Origin of the sequence: Roseateles sp. So40a (genome assembly GCF_048081605.1) — a bacterium.
Lineage (GTDB): Bacteria > Pseudomonadota > Gammaproteobacteria > Burkholderiales > Burkholderiaceae_C > Roseateles.
Genome location: NZ_CP182288.1, coordinates 4,492,777 through 4,510,718, shown reverse-complemented (window position 1 = coordinate 4,510,718; position 17,942 = coordinate 4,492,777). Strand labels below are relative to the sequence as shown.

Below are 17,942 nucleotides of genomic sequence, written 5' to 3'. Positions count from 1 at the left end.
GAGACGCGCGCGATGTCCTCGATCCACCGCCGTGAGCTGATGCTCGGCGGTGTCGCCGCGGCCTGCGGGTCCTGGGCGGGCGGCGACGCGGTCGCATCGACCCGGCCGGCCCCCTCGTCGACGACAACGAAGGCGGCGCCCGCGCCGATCCGGCTCGCGATCAGCGACCAGACCCACAAGCCCTTCGTCCTGCCGCTGCTCGAGCTGATCGCCGACACCGCCGGACTGCGCTGGGAGCTGCTCGAGCTGCCCTGGTCGCGCGCGCTGCTGGGCGCGGAGCTCGGCCAGCACCTGGTCTTCGGGCTGTCGCGCAATCCGGCGCGCGACAAGATCTTCCGCTACAGCCAGCCCGTGTTCATGAGCCGCGGCTGGCTGGTCGTGTCCAAGGCGCGACCGTTCAAGTTCGACCAGATCGAGGACCTGCGCGGCCGCACGCTGTGCGTGTCGCGGGGGGCGACCTACGGGCCGGTCTTCGAGGACGCGCGCCAGCGCCTGTTCCGCGTGGAGCCCGGCGGCAACGATCTCGCCGGCCGCGCGCGGATGCTGGCCGCGGGCCGCTGCGATGCGATGCTCGCCACCCATCGTGGCAGCGCGCTCGCGCTGGAGCGCCGGCTGCGCACGCTGCGCGACGGCGATCAGCTGCAGGTGCTGCCCAAGCCGCTGGTGGAGGAAGGCATTCTTTTCGCCGCCGCCAGGGACAGCGAACCCGCCGCGCAGCTGCCTCGGCTGGATGACGCGATCCAGCGGGCGCGCGCGGCGATCCAGGCGCTGGTGGACAGCGAGGCCTGATCCCGAGCGGGTCCCGCGATGATCCCGCGTCGTTTCCTCGCGGGAACCGGGTGGGCCCCCGTGGCAACTCCCGAGCTTCGACATCTCCCCGGGGATTCCCATGCAGGACGGAACGTCCGCCCTGGCGTCCGCGTCCGCGAGCGGTGCCGTGCCCTTCGGCTATCGCATGGCCCCGCTGTGCCGCTTTCTCGCCATGGGGCTGCTGCTCCACCTGGCGGCCTGGGCCGGCAGCTGGCTGACGCCCAAGACCGCCCTGATCAGCCTGCTGTGGTGGTCGCTGGGCGGATCGCTCCTTCTGGTGTCGTGCCTGCGATGGGGCGCGCGGGTCTGCGGCGCGGCCTGGCTCAGCCTCTTCCTGCTCTTCGGCGTGGACATCGCCGTGGCGAGCGTGGTGTTGCGCCACTTCGGGACGACGCCTCGGCCCGGCGTGCTCGTGCAGGCGTTGGCGAACACGCAGGCGGCCGAGGTGCGCGCCTTCATCGAGGCCCAGGCCTGGAGCCTGCTCAAGGGGCTGTCCTTCGCGGCGGGGGCCGTCGCGCTGGGCCTGCGCGGCCGGCCGCCCGCCGACGTCTGGACCTGCGCGGCGCGTCGGCGCCTCCGGTCGCGCCGGCATGCGCCGATGCTGGTCGCGCTCGTGCTGGCGACGATCGCGCTGCACAACAACCGGTCGATGATGAAGCGTCATCCGCTCCTGCGCTGGAGCGTGCTGCTGGCGCAGCACCGGGATGCCGAGCGCGACATCCGCCATCAGGCGGACGACCGCGCCGCGGTGTGGCGCGATCGCGCCAGTTGGGCGCTGCATCTGACCGATCCGTCGCCCCGCACCGTGGTGGTGGTGATCGGCGAGAGCGGCACCCGGTTCAACTGGGGCCTGTACGGCTATTCCCGCGACACCACCGCACCGTTGGCGCGCACGCTGTCGAGCCTGCCGGGGCGCACGGTGCTCTGGCGACACGCCTGGTCCGCGGCGTCCACGACCTATCCCTCGCTGCGGCTGGCGCTGACTCCCGCGCGCCTGGACGGCGACGAGGCGCAGACCCGGCATCTGCCCGACATCACGCAACTGGCGCAGGCCGCGGGTTATCACGTCAGCTGGTTGTCGAACCAGGCGCGGCGCGAGGGCTGGTTCGCGGCGATCGCCGACTCGGCGGACGCCAATCGCTTCGTCAACAACGGCTATTGGAACGACAGCTCCGCCACCGACGACGCGCTGCTTCCGGTATTGCGCGAGCAGTTGGGCCTCTCGGCGGGAACGCCAGCCGCAGCGGCCGCGGCGATCCCGCCCGCGGCGCGTGAACTCATCGTCGTGCACCTGCTCGGCCAGCATTTCCGCTACGCGCAGCGATGTCCCGAGGGCGTGGGGCCCTGGCCGGGCAAGGAGGACGACGACGTCACCCGCCAGATGAAGGCGCAAGGTCGCGCCTGGTGGGTGCGCGCCGCCCGCGACGACTATGACAACGCGATGCTGTGCGGGTCTCGCGTGCTGGCGGGGATCCTGGCGCTTGTCCATGAGGCCCGGCCGGACCGCGCGGTGGACGTGCTTCATTTCTCGGACCACGGCCAGGATGTCGGGCATCAGCGCAACGAGGCCAGCCACAGCGAGCGCGCGGAGAGCGGCTTCGCCATTCCGATGCTCTGGTGGCGGCGGGACGGGACCGCATCGGGCGATGCCGTCACGTCGGCGTCCGACGCCGAGCCGCCGCGGTGGGATGAACGGCCTTTCCGGCTGGACTCGGCCGACCACCTGATGCACGCGCTGCTCAGGATCCGTTCACGCTGGTACGAGCCGACGCTGGACCCCAGCTCGCCCGCCTACGCCCCGGAGGCGTCCATGACCGCGCCGCCGATCCGGCCCGCCGACTGATTCACCGACTGATCCGCCGATCCGCCGGTCCGGGAACCCATCGGGCGCTCAGCTCGACCGCGCCGCCTGCACCAGCGCGGCGATGCGCGGCGTCATGTTCAGGGGCACGAGTTCCACGTTCTGGTGCGCCCGCGCGAAGACGCGGAACAGCTCATCGGCGAAGGCATGGCCCACGTCGGTGACGCCGTGGAAATCGACCTCGGCCCGCTTGAACTGCGGCAGACGCGCGGCGACGCGCCGCGCCTGCGCCCGCGAGTCCAGCATCTGTCCCTCGCCGACGACCAGGTTCAGCATCACGCGGGTCTGGTCGAACGCGATGCCGGTGCCGTCCACGCTCCACTGCTCCAGCACCTGCTCGAGCGTGCGCGTGCTCTCCAGCGACATCGCCATGTAGATCGAGCTGCCCTGGCGCGGCAGGCCCTTGCCGTCCTTCCAGGCGTTGCCTTCCCACGCGCGGCGCTGGAACGCGCGGCCGTTGGCGTGGATGTCGAAGACATCGGCCAGTTGCGAGCTGAAGAACAGCCCCCGCCCGGTGTGCGCCTGCGGCTGCGTGGTGAGCCGGCCCTTGCTGAGCTCCAGCATCGCGTGCCGGGCGTCGGTCAGCTCGTAGGTGTCGCGGATGCGCTCGAAGACGCCGCAGCCGTCGTCCGACACGAGCAGCTGCGCGTGGGTGGGCGTCTGGCGCAGCGACACGGTGACGCTGGTGCCGCCGCTGTGGTCGATGGCGTTGTTCACGAGCTCCGTGAAGCCGTGCTGCACCATGCGCGCGACGTGGCGAGGCAGCGCGAAATGCGGGGCGAAATCGCGCTGCCAGATGACGTCCTCCATCAGCCCGTGCAGCGTGTAGCTGCGCGCCACCTGGCGCAGCGCGCCGGGCGCGAAGACGGGCCGGCGGGCGGTGCCGGAGCGCGTCAGCCATTGCGCCTCGACGAGGCGGCGCAGCGCCGCGAGCGTGGCGCGATGGCTGGCGCCGGTGCGTTGCTCGACGAAGGCGGGCAGGTCCAGCGAGTGTTCGTTGGCGGCGGCGGTGATCCACAGCGTCAGCTGATCGATCGCGAGACGGGTCATGAAATTCCTGTTGGGGCGGACGCTTGGGCGGTCCTCGGCGGCAGTCCTCGGCAGCGGTTGCCGCGGCAAGTCACGGCTCGGCACGGCAATTGCTCCGACCGGCCGGGACGCCCGGCCCCGAGCCTACCGGCCGCCTCCGCCGCCGCGCAAGCGCACAGACCCCCGTCCGGGGGGATCACGAGCTTGGTTACAGGGGGGGTCATGGGGGCTCGTTAGAATCCCGCTCAGTTACGGCGCGGTTACAGCGGGTGGATTGGCGCTGGTCGCGACCCCAGGATTTTTCACTTCCCCGGAGAACTCTCATGGCACTCGTCTCGATGCGCCAGCTGCTGGATCACGCGGCCGAACACGGCTACGGCATCCCGGCGTTCAACGTCAACAACCTGGAACAGGTCCAGGCCGTGATGGCCGCCGCCGATGAAGTCGGCGCCCCGGTGATCCTGCAGGCCAGCGCCGGCGCCCGCAAGTACGCCGGCGAGCCCTTCATCAAGCACCTGATCCAGGCCGCTGTGGAGGCCTTCCCGCACATCCCGCTGGTGATGCACCAGGACCATGGCACCAGCCCCAAGATCTGCGAGGGCGCGATCAACCTGGGCTTCGGCTCGGTGATGATGGACGGCTCGCTGATGGACGACGGCAAGACGCCCGCGAGCTTCGATTACAACGTGGACGTCACTCGCCGTGTCGTGGAGATGGCGCACAAGGTCGGCGTGACGGTCGAGGGCGAGCTGGGCTGCCTGGGCAACCTGGAAACCGGCGATGCGGGCGAGGAAGACGGCATCGGTGCCGACGTCAAGCTGGACCACAGCCAGATGCTGACCGACCCGGAAGAAGCGGCGACCTTCGTCAAGGCCACGCAGCTGGACGCGCTGGCGATCGCCATCGGCACCAGCCACGGCGCCTACAAGTTCTCGCGCAAGCCCACGGGCGACATCCTGGCGATCTCGCGCGTCAAGGAGATCCACAAGCGCATTCCCAACACCCACCTGGTGATGCACGGCTCGTCGAGCGTGCCGCAGGAACTGCTGGCGATCATCAACCAGTACGGCGGCAAGATGAAGGAGACCTTCGGCGTGCCCGTCGAGGAGATCCAGGAAGCGATCAAGCACGGCGTGCGCAAGATCAACATCGACACCGACATCCGCCTGGCGATGACGGGCGCGGTGCGCAAGTTCCTGTTCGAGAACCCGGACAAGTTCGACGCCCGCGAATGGCTGAAGCCGGCGCGCGAGGCGGCCAAGCTGGTCTGCAAGGCGCGGTACCTGGAGTTCGGCTGCGAAGGCCAGGCGGCCAAGATCAAGCCGCGCTCGCTGGTCGACACCGCCGCCGCCTACGCGCGCGGCGAGCTGGCGCAAGTGGTGCAGTGATCACGCGGTGCGCGGTGCCTGTCGGGGCGCCGCGGCGGTGAACGGACAACGGGGCCTGCGGGCCCCGTTGTCGTTGAAGGAGCGTCTTCAGGCGTCCTGCACGCCGGGCCGGCCGGCCTCGACCGTGAAGCGCGCCAGCGACGCCACCGGGCTGTCGTCATCCCAGGGCGAGACCACGTGGCGGATCTCGGCCTCGAGCCGATCGCCGCGCAACTCGAAGAGTTGGTAACCGCGGGTGTCGCTGCGGGCCAGGTGGACATGCGGGTTGAGCGGCTTCCACTTGTCCATGTGGGCCTGATCGCGGCCGGCGCTGCTGATGGAGGTGGCGCAGAACTCGGCGGCGATGATGGGCAGGTCCTCGCGTTCGAAGTCCATGCGGAGGTCGGAGACCACGTTGGCATGCACGTCGCCGCCGAGGATGACCGGGTTGCGCGCCCGTGCGTCGACCATGCCGGCGAGCAGCCGTTGGCGCGCGGCGGGATAGCCGTCCCAGCCGTCGGTCCAGAAGCGGCCGCCGGTGGACATCGGTTCATGCGTGAGGCGCGCCATCAGCGTCTGCTGCATCAGCAGGTTCCAGCCGCGCTCGCGGTCCCAGGCGTTGGCGAGCCACTGCTCCTGCGGCGCGCCGAGCAGGGTGCGCTTGGGATCGAACAGTTGCGGGCAGTGCTTGGCGGGCAGCGTGTTGGCGCCGCCGTGGCCCTTCAGGGGACAGGCCTGCGGATCGCGGTACTGGCGGTCGTCGACGGCCAGGATGCGAGCGAGGCGGCCCCAGTCGAACTGGGTGTAGATCCGCATCGCGCCGTCGTCGGGCTTCCAGGCGCGGGGAAAGGCCATGTGTTCCCAGTAGGCCTGCACGGCCGTGGCGCGGCGGTGGTGGAAGTCGGGGGACAGGTCGTAGTCGACGTCGCCGGCGTAGTCGTTGTCGACCTCGTGGTCGTCCCAGATGCAGATCCACGGCGCCTGGGCGTGAAGGTCGCGCAGCTTGGGATCGGACTTGTACTGCGCGTAGCGGGCGCGGTAGTCGGCGAGCGTGCGGCAGCGGCCGCCCTCGTGGCGGCGCGGCTCGTGGCGATTGGCGGGCGTGCCGTATTCGTAGATGTAGTCGCCGAGGAAGAGGACGACATCGGGATCGCGGGCGCGGAGGTCGGACCACGCGGCCCATCGGCCCTGATCCCAGCGCTGACAGGAGGCGGTGGCGAAGCGCAGTGAGCGCACGTCGGCGTCGGGCGCGGGCGAGGTGCGGGTGCGGGCGGTGGCGGTCTGCTGGCCGAGCGCGCGGAAGCGATACCAGTACCACCGGTCCGGTTTGAGTCCGGCGGGTTCTGCGTGGACGCTGTGGGCCTCGGTCTCGAAGGCGACCTCGGTGCCGCGGGCGGCGATGCGCTCGAAGCGTTCGTCCTCGGCGATCTCCCAGGCGACGTCGACGCGCTCGGGCAGGTCGGCGCCGGTGAGGCGCGTCCAGAGCACGACGGTGTCGGCGCGGGGCGTGCCGGAGGAGACCCCGAGCGCGAAGCGGTCGATGCTGTCGCCGGCCGCGTGGGCCCATTTCAACCAGACAGGCGCGGTGCCGGCGGCGAGTGCCGCCTGCAGCAGGCGGCGGCGGGGCAGGGCGGTCGGGGGTCGGGTCATGCGGAATCTCCTCCAGATGTCGCTTCAGAGGGCATCCAACTGCTTCGCGTGAGCGCACGGGCAGCCGGCAGGGAAGTCTCAAGGATCTGGACCATCGTCGCGGCTTCCGCCTTGGACAGCGGGGGCAACGGCGATCGATAACAAGTGTCGTTGCGTCGATCGTGCGCGCGAAGGATCGCGCCCATCTCCTGGCTTGACAGCTGCAGGTCGGCGCTCACGCGGCCGATCGCCATCGCACGTCCTGCATCCTTCGTCCGCACCTGATGGTGCTCGAGCACCGCCTGCACCAGCTGGTGATAGCCCTCGTAGGCGACGGTGAAGATCTGCATCGGTTGTGTCTTCACAGGCTGTCCGGCGATCAGGCTCCTGGCGAGCACAAGGAATTGCTCTGCATTGTGAAGAAAGCCGGCCACAGCGCCAGGGGTCGGTTGTACCGCCTCAAGCGCGCGGCGCTGGATCAGGTTGTCGTACTCCAACGGTCGTTGCATGGGACACCACGTGCAGCCTCGGGCCGCTCACGATCTGGCGAATGACGGGGTCGCTCTCGACCAGTTCTCGCCATTCGACCGGGTCGTAGAGGACAAACTGCACCGCGCGATGCATCCGCGCGCGCAACTTGTCGGCCGCCTCGATCAGCGCCAGGTGCGGGACATCACCGATCACCATCACGTCAATGTCGCTCTTGCCGGAATCGAGTTCCTTCGCCACCGAGCCGAAGACGAAGGCCTCGTCGATGCGACCGGCAAACGGCGCCAAGGCCTCCGAGATCGGCTGCACCAGCCCGAAGGTCTTCAAGGCGATGCTGCTCAGCTCGGGAAAGAGAAAGAACTCGGTGTTGGCGCGGATGCTTCGCTGTCGGCCCTGTCGAGGTTCCTCGACCAGTACGCCCGCCGCCAGCAGGCGTTCGATCTGCGCTTGCGTGCTGCCGCGGCCGCTGCCCGCCTGCTTCAGCAACTCCGCCAGCATGAAGCGCCGATCGGGCTGCGTGAGCACGATCGCCAGCACGCGCTGCATGCTGGGGGTGAACAGGAAGTCGACGGCGCCCATGACAGTCTTCGTGAGGAACAAGCGGCTGATTCTAGGTAGATCCACAAAACATGGATTCATATCCACATTGTGTGGATTCGCCAGGATTGACGCTGGTGCGCTGGCTATCATCGCCAACCGGGACGAAGCCGTTCGCTTCGCTTCCTCATCTCAGACGAGGTCCTTCTGATGGCGCACGCATTCACCTACGGCACCCTGATGTGGCCGGACATCATGGCCCGCGTCTGCGGCGGCGAGGCCACGCCCGCCGCGGCGCCGGTGACGGCCACCCTCGCCGATCACATCCGCCACCCGGTGCGCGATCACGATTACCCCGCCATGGTCCCGGACGCCGGCCATCAGGTCGTCGGGCGGCTCTACCTGGACGTCCCGGAAGCCGCCTGGGCCCGCCTCGACCGCTTCGAGGGCGACGACTACGAGCGCCATGAAGTCCTCGTGACCCTGGCCGATGGCTCCTGGCGCCGGGCCTGGACCTACCTCTTCAAACCCGCGCTCGTCGGCCGGCTCGATGGCGGCGACTGGGACGAGGCCCGCTTCGAGCGCGAGGGCAAGGCCCGCTTCATCGCGCGCTACGTCGGCTTTGATGCCCTCTGACCCCGATCGGCGGGGCGACCCCAGCCGGGGCCGTTCATGCGTCGCCTCTAGAATCCCGGCTTTGCCGTTCCGTCCGACCGCACGCCCATGACCGCCGCCCTGCACACCTCGTCGATCACCTCCCTTCCCCTCATCGCGCGCGGCAAGGTGCGCGAGAACTACGCGGTCGGCGAGGACCGCATCCTGATGATCGCGTCGGACCGCATCTCGGCCTTCGACGTCATCATGGACGAGCCCATCCCGGGCAAGGGCGCGCTGCTGACGCAGATGGCGCTGTTCTGGTTCGACAAGCTCGACGGCATCGTCCCCAACCACCTCACCGGGGACGATCCGCTGTCGGTGGTGTCGGACGCCGAGAAGGACCAGGTCCGCGACCGCGCGATGCTGGTCAAGCGCCTGAAGCCGCTGCCCATCGAGGCCGTGGTGCGCGGATACCTGGCCGGCAGCGGCTGGTCCGAGTACAAGGCCAGCGGCAAGGTCTGCGGCGTCGAGCTGCCCGCCGGCCTGCAGAACGCGAGCAAGCTGCCGCAACCGATCTTCACGCCCGCCACCAAGGCCGAGATGGGCGACCACGACGAGAACATCGACTTCGAGCGCTGCGCGCAGATCATCGGCCGCGAGATGGCCGAGCGCGTGCGCGACATCGCCATCCAGCTGTATCAGCGCGCCGCGGACTACGCGCTGACCAAGGGCATCATCATCGCGGACACCAAGTTCGAGTTCGGCCTGGACGCCGACGGCACGCTGACGCTGATGGACGAGGTCCTGACGCCGGACTCCTCGCGCTACTGGCCCGCCGAGTCCTATGCCGTGGGCAGCAACCCGCCGAGCTACGACAAGCAGTTCCTGCGCGACTGGCTCGAGCAGGCGACGGTGAACGGTCAGCCCTGGGGCAAGGTCGCGCCGCCGCCGACGCTGCCGCAGGACGTGATCGCCAACACGTCGGCGAAGTATCAGGAAGCGCTCGAGCGCCTCACCCGCTGAGGCCGGCATGCACGACGCCTCGCCCGACGCGAACCCAGCTCCCGTGATCAAGTCCCGGCTGCTGAAGCAGCTGGAGAAGGACATCGCCGCGGCCCCGTCGCCGATGGCCTCGGCCGCCGCGCGGGCCAAGCGCGCGATGCTGCTGGCGCGGCACGGCGCGGTCGGCGATGCCCGCGAGGCGCTCACCGCGCTGCATCAGCTGTCGTTCCAGCATCCGCATCCGGAGATCGGCTCGTGGCTGCACATGGCCGAGGGGCTGATGAGCTACTACAACGGCTTCGTCGCGCAGCAGGCCTGGGATCGCATCCAGCGCGCGCAGGCGATCGCCGGCACCGCGCCGTCGCTGCGCGAGGTGCGCGTGCTGGCCTCGGCCTGGCTCGCGCAGCTGGGCTTCATCCGGCATGACCCGGCGGCGATGGTCGAGCACGCCAGACGCTGCCTCGACGAGGCCGTGCCCGAGGACAACGTCGCGCTGGCGCGCGTGTCGATGGCGATGGGTGTGGGCTGGCATTACGCCGGCGACATCGAGGCCGCGCAGCGCTGGTACATCAAAGCGCGCCGCCACGCGGCGATGGAGGGCGACGACGCGTCGCTGTCCGCGCTGATGTTCAACATGGCCGGCATGCGCGCGGCGCAGCTGCGTCGCGAGAGCCTGTCCAGCCACGCGGCGCGGGGACCCGAGCTGCTGCTGACGGTGGATTCGATGCATCACTTCGACGCCGCCGTCGGCGCGCAGATGATGAACGAGCTGACGCCGGTGCTGCGTGCGCAGGTGCTGACGATGCAGGGCCGTTTCGACGAGGCGCGGCAGCTGTACGAGGAACACCTGCCGCAGGCGATGTCCTTGGGGCTGGAGCGGCTGGGCAGCAGTTTGCTGTCGGATCTGGCATGGTGCCGGGCGAACCTGGGCCAGCACGAGCATGCGCTGCATCAGGCGCGCGAGGCCGAGATCGAGCTCGATCCGGACTGCGAGCTCGACGACCGCGCGATCACGCACAGCCGGCTGGCGCAGACCTTCCGCCACCTGGGCGAAGCCGCCGACGCTGACCGCCATCAGGCGCTGGCCGACACGGCCTGGTCGCAGTTCGCCGAGCAGCAAGGACAGTGGCGCGCGCTGATCACGGCGAGTGGGCTGGAGCCCTGAGCGCGATCCGGCATCGACCAAGCGGCTTGAGGCGACGATGCCGCACACCTTGAGCGTCTCGCGGCCGGTCGAGCCTGCAGATGCCGTCCGACCATGACCACGTTGGTTCTTCTCCCAGGCATGGACGGCACGGGCACGCTTTTCGCGCCCTTGGTCAACGCGCTGTCAGCGACCACGGCGATCAAGGTGGTGGCTTACCCGCCAGAGGCGCCCAACGGATATCAGGCACTTCAGGACATCGCTGAAGCCGCGCTCCCCGCGGATGAGTCGATCATCTTGCTGGGCGAATCGTTCTCCGGGCCCATCGCCATTTCGCTCGCGGCCAAGCATCCGGACCGCATCAAGGGTGTCGTGCTTTGCTGCACCTTCGCGCGGAGCCCGCACCCCGGTCTGGCGCCGCTTGGCTTCTTGGCCTCGTTGGTACCGATCAAGCACGTGCCCTTGGCCTTCGCCAGTGCGGCGCTGTTGGGGCGCCACGCGACGCCGGAGCTGCGACACGCATTGGGCGCAGCCCTCGACATGGTTTCCGGAGCCGCGCTTCGCGCTCGGACCCAAGCCGTCCTCTCCGTCGATGTCTCGGCGGATCTTGCGCGGGTGACGGCGCCGATCCTCTATCTACGCGCGACCGAAGATCGCCTGGTACCGAAGCGCGCGAGCGAGTTCATCCAGCATCTCCAGCCCTCGGCGCAGGTCAAGGAGATCGAGGGGCCGCATTGCCTGCTGCAAGCCGCGCCCGCAGAAGCGGCGCAGGTCATCCGGGAATTCATGCGGGGTCTATAGCCGCTTCGCAAAAAACCGCCAGATCATCGCCGTCGCATCCGGCCCCGTCGGATCGCTGAAAGACGCGTTGGCGGCGCCGCCGCTCCACGCATGGCCGAGTCCCTCGATCTCGACGAGCGTCGCGTTGACCGCGCGTCCCCGCCCCACATCCACCACCGTCATCGGCAGCCGCCGCCCGCGTTGCACGGTCCTCGTGCGCTCGGTCGTGGCGCCCGAGGCCTGTGCCCACAAGCGCAGCGCTTCACGCCCATTCGATGGGGCGACCACCGCGTCCTTCGTCCCCTGGATCACGAGCAGTGGCGGCCAATCGAGTGGCTTGGCCGTCGATGACATGGATGCCGCAGAGGCCGCAGTCGACGCGCCCAGTGCGGCCGACGCGATGTCGCCGCGCATCGCGCGCAACGCCGACGCGGTCGTCGTGGCCAGGCCCGGCGCCACCCCCGCGTGCATCGCCACCGCGCGGAATCGCTCGGGCCAGGTCGTCGCCATCAGCGCCGCCATGCCCGCGCCGGCCGACAGCCCCGCGATCACCACCCGCGAGCGATCCGCCGGATACAGCACGCAGGCCTGATCGATCGCCGCGAGGATCAGCGCCGCCTCGGCCTGCGCGCGGCCGTTCTCGATGTCGAACCAGTTCCAGCAACGCTGCGGGTTGGCCAGCCGGCTCTGCGCCGGATAGAGCACCAGGCAGCGCTCGCGCGCCGCGAGCCGGTTCATCCGCGTGCTGGCCGCGAAACCGGCCGGATCCTGCCCGCAGCCGTGCAGCATCACGATCAGCGGCACGCGCTCGCCGGGCGTCAGCCCGAATGGGCGGAACAGCCGGAACCGCCGCATGCCGCCGCGCCCCGTGGCCACCCCGGCGAGCCAGTCGCCCAGGCCGGGTGACGGATGCTTGGGCGTCTTCGTCAGGTCGGGCACGGCGGACTGCGCGCCGCGTGCCACGTCCTTGGCCGCGCGCATCACCTGTCCGGTGAGCGCGTTCAGGCCTTTGTGCCAGGCCTTGCGCAGGGCAGCGTGAGCAGAACGTCGAGGCATGGGCGCTGGGCGTTGGAGAAGAGGCTCAGGGAGGGCGCGGAGGTCACCGGTCCCGAGGACGCGGGTCCATTCTGAGCGACGACGCCACGGGCTTTCATGAAGGCCTCGCCTCGGACGCTGACATCCCCGCAGAATCCAGCCCGTCATGACCCGAGGAGTCAGAAGATGAATGCATCACGATGGTCCGGATGGGCGGTGCCCGCGTCCTACTTCAGCATGGTGCTGGGACTGACCGGCCTGGGCAACGGCTGGCGCGTCGCGGCGCGGCTGTGGGGCTGGCCGGCGTGGATCGGCGAGGCGGTGATGACCGTGGCGGTCGCCGTGTGGGCCGTGCTCGTGATCCGCTACGCGATGAAGTGGCTGGTCGCGCGCCAGGAGGCCGCGGCCGAGATCGCCCATCCCATCCTGTGCTGCTTTGTGTCGCTGGCCTTCGTCGCGACGATGCTCGTCGGGCTGGGCATCGCGCCGCACGCGCCGGGCATCGCGCAGGGGCTGTGCGTGGCGGGCGCGCTCGGCGCGCTGGTCTTCGGCGTGTGGCGCCATGGCGGGCTCTGGCGTGGCGATCGCGATGTGAAGGCGACGACACCGGTCCTGTACCTGCCCACGGTCGCGGCCAACCTGGTGTCGGCGATCGCCGCCTCGGCGCTGGGATGGCCCGAGTGGGGCCAGCTGTTCTTCGGCGCGGGCGTGATCGCGTGGCTGGCGCTGGAATCGGTGATGGTGGCGCGTTTCCTCAACGCCGACCCGCTGCCGCTGGCGCTGCGTCCGACGCTGGGCATCCAGCAGGCGCCGCCCGCGGTGGCGCTGCTCGCCTACGCGAGCGTGAGCATCGGCCCGCCCGACCTGATCGCGCACATGCTGCTGGGCTACGCGCTGGTGCAGTCGCTGATCGTGATCCGCCTGCTGCCGTGGATCCGCCAACCGTTCTCGCTGTCCGCGTGGGCCTTCAGCTTCGGCGCGACGGCGATCGCCACCGGCACGATGCGCTTCGCCGAACGCAATGGCGATCGGGTGTTCACGACGCTCGCGCCGGTGCTCTTCGTCGTCAGCAATGTCGTGGTGATCGGACTCGCGATCGCGTCGGTCGTGTGGCTGCTGCGCGGCAAGGCGCCCGCCGCTGCGGCGCCTGCGCGCTGAAGCGGCGCGGGCTCATCGGCCCGGTCTGTCATCAAACGGCGCGAAGACCTCCGCCACCCAGTCGACGAAGAGACGCAGCTTCGCGCTCAGGTGGCGCGAGGCCGGATACACGATGTGCAGCGGATGCCGCGGCCGCGTCCAGTCGTCGAGCACCGTGCGCAGCGCGCCGCTCTTCAGATGCGGCCCGGCCGCGAAGCGGAAGGTCTGCCCCAGCCCCGAGCCGGTCAGCAGCGCGCTCAGGTGCGCGGTGCTCTCGTTGACGGCCAGCACCGCCTCGCCGCTGACCTGCAGGTGCTCGTCACCGCGATAAAACTCCAGCGGGAACGCGCGACCCGTCAGCGACGAGAAGTAGCCCACCACCGCATGCCCGGGCACCCGCGCGCGTTCGTCGGCGCCATGCACACGGGCGGCGATCTCCGACGGGTGCTTCGGCGTGCCGCGCGCCTTCAGGTAGAGCGGGCTCGCGCAGGTGACCCAATCCAGATCGGCGATGCGCCGCGCCACCAGCGAGGTGTCGGCCAACTCGCCACCACGGATCACGCAGTCCACGCCCTCGCCGATCAGATCAATCGGCCGATCGCTGACGCCGAGGTCCACATGCAGCTCGGGATGCCTCGCGCGGAAGTCCGGCAGCGCGGGGATCAGGATCATGTTGGCCAGCACCGAGCCGATGTCCACGCGCAGCCGGCCACGTGCCTGCGCGCGCGATTGCGCGGCCAGCTCGTCCATCTCCTCGAGGTCCTCGATCAGCCGCTTGGCGCGGGCCAGATAAGCGGCACCTTCGGGCGTCACGCTGACGCGGCGCGTCGTGCGCTGCAGCAGCCGCGTGCCGAGGTGGCGCTCCAGGTCCTGCACCAGCTTCGTCACGGTGGGCCGCGGGATGTTCATCGCGTCCGCGGCCTTGGAGAACGCGCCCGATTCGGCGATGCGCACGAGGACGCGCAAAGCAAGCAATTGATCCATTGGTCGATTATTCAGCAATGGAAAAAAAGATGTCGTGAATGACGTCTTTATTCGCTCCATGGAAATTTCTAAAGTTCGCTCATCCCATCAACACGTCCTGAACTGGAGCGAATCATGAGCAAGCAACTCGAAGGCAAAGTCGCCGTCATCACCGGCGGCACCACCGGCATCGGCCTCGCCGCAGCCAAGGCCTTCGCGGCCGAAGGCGCCGTCGTCTACATCACCGGGCGCCGCAAGCCCGAACTGGACGCGGCCGTGGCCGCGATCGGCCCGCAGGCGATCGGCGTGCAGGCGGACTCCACCAAGCTCGCCGATCTGGATCGTCTGTACGCGGAAGTCGCCGCGCGCCATGGCCGCCTGGATGTGCTCTACGCCAACGCGGGCGGCGGCACCATGGCCCCGCTGGGCGCGCTCACCGAGCAGCACGTCGACGAGACCTTCGAGCGCAACGTCAAGGCGGTGATCTTCACCGTGCAGAAGGCGCTGCCGCTGCTGGACAAGGCGGTGAACGGCGCGTCGGTGATCCTGGCCGGATCGACGACGAGCTCGATGGGCACGGCCAACTTCAGCATCTACAGCGCGACCAAGGCCGCGGTGCGCAACCTGGCGCGCAGCTGGATCCTCGATCTCAAGGGCCGCGCGATCCGCGTCAACACGCTGTCGCCCGGTCCGATCCACACGCCGGGCCTGGTGGAGCTCGCCGGTCCGGACGCCGCGCAGCAGCAGGGCCTGCTGGACTACCTGACCGCGCAGCTGCCCATCGGCCGCATCGGCCAGCCCGAGGACATCGCCAAGGCGGCGGTGTTCCTCGCCTCGGACGCGTCGTCCTTCGTGACCGGCGTGGAGCTGTTCGCCGACGGCGGCATGGTCCAGGCCTGAGGCCCGGACCGCATCAACGGCTCAGATGCGCGATTCCCACGAGCGGGACAGTCGCATCGCGCCGTTGATGATGCCGACCATCGAGTAGGTCTGCGGGAAGTTGCCCCAGAGCTCGCCGGTGGTCGGATGCGTGTCCTCGGAGAGCAGCCCGAGGTGGTTGCGCGAGGCGAGCAGCGCCTCGAACAGCTCGCGGGCCTGCTCGACGCGGCCGATGCGCGCGAGCGCGTCGATGCGCCAGAACGCGCAGATGTTGAACGAGGTCTCGGGCCGGCCGAAGTCGTCCGGGGCCTCGTAGCGGCGCATGTAGGGGCCGTCGCAGAGCGAGGCCTCGAGCGCGTCGACGGTCTTCACGAAGCGCGGATCCATCGGGTCGATGAAGCCGACCTCGGTCATGAGCAGCACGCTGGCGTCGAGGTCCTTGCCGCCGAAGCTCTCGACGAAGGCCTGGCGCTGCTCGCTCCAGGCGTTGTCCAGGATCTTGCGCTTGATGAGCTCGGCGCGTTCCTGCCAGAGCGTGGCGCGCTGCGGCAGGCGGAGCTCGGTGGCGATCTTGGCGAGACGGTCGCACGCGGCCCAGTTCATCAGCACCGAGGACGTGTGCACGCGCGCGCGGGTGCGCAGCTCCCACATGCTGGCGTCGGGCTTGTCGTGGATCGCGAAGGCCTGTTCGCCGGCGCGCTCCAGCAGCGCGAATTCGTCGATGCCCGCGCGCTGATGCAGGCGGTGATCGAAGAAGGCCTGCGCGGAGCCGAGCACGATGTTGCCGTAGACGTCGTGCTGGAAATGCTCGTAGGCCTGATTGCCGGCGCGCACCGGGCCCATGCCGCGATAGCCGCGCAGGTGCGGGACCATGTACTCGGTGAGCTTGGCCTCCAGCCCGATGCCGTAGAGCGGCTGGACGTGGCCGTCCTTGGACTGGCCGATGATGTTGCGCATCCAGCGCAGGTAGTCCTCCATCGTGCCCGTCTCGGAGAGGCTGTTGAGCGCGCGCACGACGAAGAACGCGTCGCGCAGCCAGCAGTAGCGGTAATCCCAGTTGCGCTGCGTGTGCGGCGCCTCGGGCACGCTGGTGGTCATGGCCGCGACGATGGCGCCGGTCTCCTCATACAGGCACATCTTCAGCGTGATGGCCGCGCGGATCACGGCTTCCTGCCATTCGAGCGGGATCGCCAGGCGACGCGTCCAGTCGCGCCAGTAGCTGATGGTCTTTTCCTCGAGCACGCGGGCGGTGTCCTCGACCGCGCGATCGAGCGTCTCGTCGGGGCCGAAGATGAAGCTCATCGGCATGTCCAGCGCGAAGGGCGTTTCTTCCTGGACGTAGGTGAGCGGCGCGTTGGTGGTGAGGCGGATGGTGCCTTCCGGGCCGACGAAGCGCAGGTGATTGCTGCCGCGCGTGCGGGCCGGGTGCGCGGATCCCCACTGGATGACGGGCCGCAGGATGACGCGGATGCGCGGATGGCCCTGGATCGGGCGCATGCGGCGCACCAGCATCATCGGGCGATAGGGCCGGTCGTTGAGGAAGAAGCGCGGCATGAAATCGGTGATCTCGATCGCATTGCCGTGGAGATCGAAGAGGCGCGTGCGCAGCACGGCGGTGCCGTGGTCGTAGGACTGCTGGCTGTGGGAGAAGTCCTCGAGCTGGACCTGGAAGGTGCCGTCGGGACCGATGCCGTCGGGCGAGTCGATCAGCGCGTGGAAGACCGGGTCGCCGTCGAAGCGCGGGGCGCAGCACCAGACGACGCGGGCGCGGTCGTCGATCAGCGCGCTGACCGCGCAATTGCCGACGAGGCCAAGTTTCAGAGAGGCTGCTTCCACCGAGGTCCTCCTTCACAGTCGGGGAGCGGTTTTTCCGGCAAATCGCGTTCCTGCTGCGAACCGGGCGAGATTCGCTTTCGTGCGGCAAGTTGGTCCGGAGGAAGAGGCGGTTAACCTCTGGCGGTCACCAACTGCTCCAGGGGATCGCGATGGCGCTGCGCCTTCACTTCCATCCGCTCTCGTCGTTCTGCCAGAAGGTCCTGATCGCGATCGACGAATTGGGCGTCGATGTCGAGCGGTCGTTCCTCAATCTCGGCGATCCGGATGAGCGCGCCGCGTTCCTCGCGCGCTGGCCCACGGGCAAGATGCCGCTGCTGGAGGACGGCGAGCGGGTCGTGCCCGAGACCAGCGTGATCATCGAATACCTGGCGCGGCATCACGCGCGTGGCGAGCAGCAGTTGATGCCCGCCGATGCGGACACCGCGTTGGAGGTCCGCTTGATGGACCGCTTGCTGGATTTCTACGTGATGCTGCCGATGCAGCAGGTGGTGGGTGATCGGATCCGCGCGGAGGCGGACCGTGATCCGGTCGGGGTCGTGAAGTCGCGGGAGACGCTGGCGATGGCGTATGGCTTGCTCGACGAGCGCCTGGCCGATCGCCGCTGGATCGCGGGCGAGGATTTCAGCATGGCGGATTGCGCGGCCGCCCCATCACTGTTCTACGCGACGACGCTGGTGAAGTTCATGCCGACGCAAGAGCGGCTCGCTGATTACTTCGAGCGCCTGATGGCGCGCCCCTCGGTCGCGCGTACCCTCGAGGAGGCGAAGCCGTTCTTCAAGTTCTATCCGTATGAAGAGGGGCTGCCGGCGCGCTTCCGCAAGGGGGACATCGGATGACGGGGCGTGGG

The 17,942-nt window shown here is 69.3% G+C and carries 17 protein-coding genes; 10 read left to right on the top strand and 7 right to left on the bottom strand.

Translation table 11 applies throughout. The features are described from left to right. The first annotated feature begins 12 nt into the window (after positions 1-12). Positions 13-789: a substrate-binding periplasmic protein gene (locus tag ACNI65_RS20470; protein ID WP_416759040.1), complete on the top strand. Its 777-nt coding sequence runs from the start codon at positions 13-15 to the stop codon at positions 787-789. A gap of 100 nt (positions 790-889) precedes the next feature. Further along, positions 890-2,653 (top strand): phosphoethanolamine transferase, encoded by a 1,764-nt coding sequence (locus tag ACNI65_RS20465; protein ID WP_416759039.1) that lies wholly within the window; start codon positions 890-892, stop codon positions 2,651-2,653. A gap of 48 nt (positions 2,654-2,701) precedes the next feature. On the opposite strand, the gene ACNI65_RS20460 is transcribed toward ACNI65_RS20465, so the two are convergent. Continuing rightward, positions 2,702-3,721: an STAS-like domain-containing protein gene (locus ACNI65_RS20460; RefSeq protein ID WP_416759038.1), complete on the bottom strand. Its 1,020-nt coding sequence runs from the start codon at positions 3,719-3,721 to the stop codon at positions 2,702-2,704. 302 nt (positions 3,722-4,023) lie between these two features. Between ACNI65_RS20460 and fba the strand changes: the two genes are divergently transcribed. Further along, positions 4,024-5,088, top strand: coding sequence for a class II fructose-bisphosphate aldolase (fba, locus tag ACNI65_RS20455; RefSeq protein WP_416759037.1), 1,065 nt, complete (start codon positions 4,024-4,026; stop codon positions 5,086-5,088). Positions 5,089-5,175: 87 nt separating this feature from the next. Here the strand turns inward: fba and ACNI65_RS20450 are convergent, their stop codons facing one another. The 3 genes from ACNI65_RS20450 to ACNI65_RS20440 are packed head-to-tail and all read right to left on the bottom strand — an operon-like array spanning position 5,176 to position 7,824. Further along, entirely contained in the window at positions 5,176-6,717 is a 1,542-nt protein-coding gene (locus ACNI65_RS20450) for an alkaline phosphatase D family protein (protein WP_416759035.1), read from the bottom strand. Then, positions 6,714-7,205, bottom strand: coding sequence for a hypothetical protein (locus ACNI65_RS20445; RefSeq protein ID WP_416759033.1), 492 nt, complete (start codon positions 7,203-7,205; stop codon positions 6,714-6,716). Before ACNI65_RS20445 ends, ACNI65_RS20450 begins: the two co-directional genes overlap by 4 nt. Then, a complete protein-coding gene (locus ACNI65_RS20440; protein ID WP_416759032.1) occupies positions 7,156-7,824 on the bottom strand; it encodes a nucleotidyltransferase domain-containing protein in 669 nt (222 codons plus the stop codon). The genes ACNI65_RS20445 and ACNI65_RS20440 overlap by 50 nt, the downstream gene beginning before the upstream one ends. 108 nt (positions 7,825-7,932) lie before the next feature. Between ACNI65_RS20440 and ACNI65_RS20435 the strand changes: the two genes are divergently transcribed. The 4 genes from ACNI65_RS20435 to ACNI65_RS20420 all read left to right on the top strand — a co-directional run bounded on the left by ACNI65_RS20435 (position 7,933) and on the right by ACNI65_RS20420 (position 11,266). Beyond that, a complete protein-coding gene (locus ACNI65_RS20435) occupies positions 7,933-8,358 on the top strand; it encodes a gamma-glutamylcyclotransferase family protein (protein ID WP_416759030.1) in 426 nt (141 codons plus the stop codon). 87 nt (positions 8,359-8,445) lie between these two features. After that, complete coding sequence (locus tag ACNI65_RS20430) at positions 8,446-9,342, top strand: phosphoribosylaminoimidazolesuccinocarboxamide synthase (protein WP_416759028.1); 897 nt, start codon at positions 8,446-8,448, stop codon at positions 9,340-9,342. Positions 9,343-9,349: 7 nt separating this feature from the next. Then, entirely contained in the window at positions 9,350-10,486 is a 1,137-nt protein-coding gene (locus tag ACNI65_RS20425) for a tetratricopeptide repeat protein (RefSeq protein WP_416759027.1), read from the top strand. A gap of 93 nt (positions 10,487-10,579) precedes the next feature. Continuing rightward, positions 10,580-11,266, top strand: coding sequence for an alpha/beta fold hydrolase (locus ACNI65_RS20420; protein WP_416759026.1), 687 nt, complete (start codon positions 10,580-10,582; stop codon positions 11,264-11,266). Here the strand turns inward: ACNI65_RS20420 and ACNI65_RS20415 are convergent. Then, positions 11,261-12,301: an alpha/beta hydrolase family esterase gene (locus tag ACNI65_RS20415; RefSeq protein WP_416759024.1), complete on the bottom strand. Its 1,041-nt coding sequence runs from the start codon at positions 12,299-12,301 to the stop codon at positions 11,261-11,263. The two genes, ACNI65_RS20420 and ACNI65_RS20415, sit on opposite strands and share 6 nt — an antisense overlap. A gap of 165 nt (positions 12,302-12,466) precedes the next feature. On the opposite strand from ACNI65_RS20415, the gene tehA reads away from it, so the two are divergent. Next, positions 12,467-13,438, top strand: a complete 972-nt coding sequence (gene tehA, locus ACNI65_RS20410) for a dicarboxylate transporter/tellurite-resistance protein TehA (RefSeq protein WP_416759023.1) — start codon at positions 12,467-12,469, stop codon at positions 13,436-13,438. A 12-nt stretch (positions 13,439-13,450) separates the two neighbouring features. Here the strand turns inward: tehA and ACNI65_RS20405 are convergent, their stop codons facing one another. Beyond that, positions 13,451-14,401, bottom strand: a complete 951-nt coding sequence (locus ACNI65_RS20405; protein WP_416759022.1) for a LysR substrate-binding domain-containing protein — start codon at positions 14,399-14,401, stop codon at positions 13,451-13,453. 114 nt (positions 14,402-14,515) lie between these two features. Here ACNI65_RS20405 and ACNI65_RS20400 point away from each other — a divergent pair, with 114 nt between their 5' ends. Continuing rightward, positions 14,516-15,280: an SDR family oxidoreductase gene (locus ACNI65_RS20400; protein ID WP_416759021.1), complete on the top strand. Its 765-nt coding sequence runs from the start codon at positions 14,516-14,518 to the stop codon at positions 15,278-15,280. A 21-nt stretch (positions 15,281-15,301) separates the two neighbouring features. Here the strand turns inward: ACNI65_RS20400 and ACNI65_RS20395 are convergent, their stop codons facing one another. Next, entirely contained in the window at positions 15,302-17,095 is a 1,794-nt protein-coding gene (locus ACNI65_RS20395; RefSeq protein ID WP_416759020.1) for a glycoside hydrolase family 15 protein, read from the bottom strand. Positions 17,096-17,244: 149 nt separating this feature from the next. Here ACNI65_RS20395 and ACNI65_RS20390 point away from each other — a divergent pair, with 149 nt between their 5' ends. Continuing rightward, positions 17,245-17,931, top strand: a complete 687-nt coding sequence (locus tag ACNI65_RS20390; RefSeq protein WP_416759019.1) for a glutathione S-transferase family protein — start codon at positions 17,245-17,247, stop codon at positions 17,929-17,931. Positions 17,932-17,942: the final 11 nt, after the last annotated feature.

Bases quoted from the DNA above. Each gene is read 5' to 3' on its own strand.
- ACNI65_RS20470 (WP_416759040.1), top strand. From the start codon at position 13: ATGTCCTCGATCCACCGCCGTGAGCTGATGCTCGGCGGTGTCGCCGCG.
- ACNI65_RS20465 (WP_416759039.1), top strand. From the start codon at position 890: ATGCAGGACGGAACGTCCGCCCTGGCGTCCGCGTCCGCGAGCGGTGCC.
- ACNI65_RS20460 (WP_416759038.1), bottom strand. From the start codon at position 3,721: ATGACCCGTCTCGCGATCGATCAGCTGACGCTGTGGATCACCGCCGCC.
- fba (WP_416759037.1), top strand. From the start codon at position 4,024: ATGGCACTCGTCTCGATGCGCCAGCTGCTGGATCACGCGGCCGAACAC.
- ACNI65_RS20450 (WP_416759035.1), bottom strand. From the start codon at position 6,717: ATGACCCGACCCCCGACCGCCCTGCCCCGCCGCCGCCTGCTGCAGGCG.
- ACNI65_RS20445 (WP_416759033.1), bottom strand. From the start codon at position 7,205: ATGCAACGACCGTTGGAGTACGACAACCTGATCCAGCGCCGCGCGCTT.
- ACNI65_RS20440 (WP_416759032.1), bottom strand. From the start codon at position 7,824: ATGAATCCATGTTTTGTGGATCTACCTAGAATCAGCCGCTTGTTCCTC.
- ACNI65_RS20435 (WP_416759030.1), top strand. From the start codon at position 7,933: ATGGCGCACGCATTCACCTACGGCACCCTGATGTGGCCGGACATCATG.
- ACNI65_RS20430 (WP_416759028.1), top strand. From the start codon at position 8,446: ATGACCGCCGCCCTGCACACCTCGTCGATCACCTCCCTTCCCCTCATC.
- ACNI65_RS20425 (WP_416759027.1), top strand. From the start codon at position 9,350: ATGCACGACGCCTCGCCCGACGCGAACCCAGCTCCCGTGATCAAGTCC.
- ACNI65_RS20420 (WP_416759026.1), top strand. From the start codon at position 10,580: ATGACCACGTTGGTTCTTCTCCCAGGCATGGACGGCACGGGCACGCTT.
- ACNI65_RS20415 (WP_416759024.1), bottom strand. From the start codon at position 12,301: ATGCCTCGACGTTCTGCTCACGCTGCCCTGCGCAAGGCCTGGCACAAA.
- tehA (WP_416759023.1), top strand. From the start codon at position 12,467: ATGAATGCATCACGATGGTCCGGATGGGCGGTGCCCGCGTCCTACTTC.
- ACNI65_RS20405 (WP_416759022.1), bottom strand. From the start codon at position 14,401: ATGGATCAATTGCTTGCTTTGCGCGTCCTCGTGCGCATCGCCGAATCG.
- ACNI65_RS20400 (WP_416759021.1), top strand. From the start codon at position 14,516: ATGAGCAAGCAACTCGAAGGCAAAGTCGCCGTCATCACCGGCGGCACC.
- ACNI65_RS20390 (WP_416759019.1), top strand. From the start codon at position 17,245: ATGGCGCTGCGCCTTCACTTCCATCCGCTCTCGTCGTTCTGCCAGAAG.